The sequence below is a fragment of the Pseudomonas edaphica genome (assembly GCF_005863185.1).
In the GTDB taxonomy this organism is placed as follows: domain Bacteria; phylum Pseudomonadota; class Gammaproteobacteria; order Pseudomonadales; family Pseudomonadaceae; genus Aquipseudomonas; species Aquipseudomonas edaphica.
In genome coordinates, this window is the sequence record NZ_VBVZ01001107.1 from 1 (window position 1) to 690 (window position 690).

2 protein-coding genes are annotated in these 690 nt (G+C 62.2%); both read left to right on the forward strand.

Features of this window, described 5'->3' with window-relative positions:
* Positions 1-153, forward strand: a 153-nt coding sequence (locus FEM54_RS33525) for a DUF3325 family protein (RefSeq protein WP_138454396.1), incomplete at its 5' end; no start/stop codon positions are given.
* Positions 154-160: 7 nt separating this feature from the next.
* The coding region (locus FEM54_RS33530) for an RNA polymerase sigma factor (protein WP_138454397.1) at positions 161-690 on the forward strand (530 nt) is incomplete at its 3' end.

Here is a 690-nt window from a genome sequence, read left to right on the forward strand (position 1 = left end):
GGTTGGGCCCAAGGGTTGGTGGAGTGGTGCGCGGTGTTGATGCTCAGCGCGCTGCTGCTGGTGTTGCTGTTGCCGTATCGGCCAAGGCTGGTCTTGATTCTGGCGGGCGCCGGCCTGCTGGTCAGCCCTGTGGCGGCCTTCGCCTTATGCTGAGCCAGTGATGATGATCAGCACGCCACCCGAATCCCAGGACAGCCCGCACACCGATGCGGCCGGTGGACGTGCGCATTTTTTGCAGGTGTTTTTGTCCCAGCGTTCGCAAATGGAAGCCTTGGTCAGTCGCCGGGTGGGGTGCCGCGCCACAGCGGCTGATTTGGTACAGGATTTATTCCTGCGCTTCTGGCGCCGCCCGTTGGTGCAGGTCGAAGAACTCAGCACTTACTTGCTGCGCTGCGCCGGCAACATTGCCATCGACCATTTGCGCAGCGAAGGCGCCCGCGTACGCAGCAGCGAAGGCTGGCTGCCGGAGCAACAGGACAATCAGGGCTGCGAACCCCAGGCGGCACTCGAAGCGGGCAATGATCTGCGCCATGTCGAAGCCGCCTTGCGCAGCCTGCCGGAGCGCACGCGGCAGATTTTTTTGCTCAACCGCATTCATGGCCGCAAGTACGCCGAAATCGCCAAGGCCATGGGCTTGTCCCAAAGCGCAGTGGAAAAACATATGATGCGTGCCCTTGAAGCCTGCAAGGC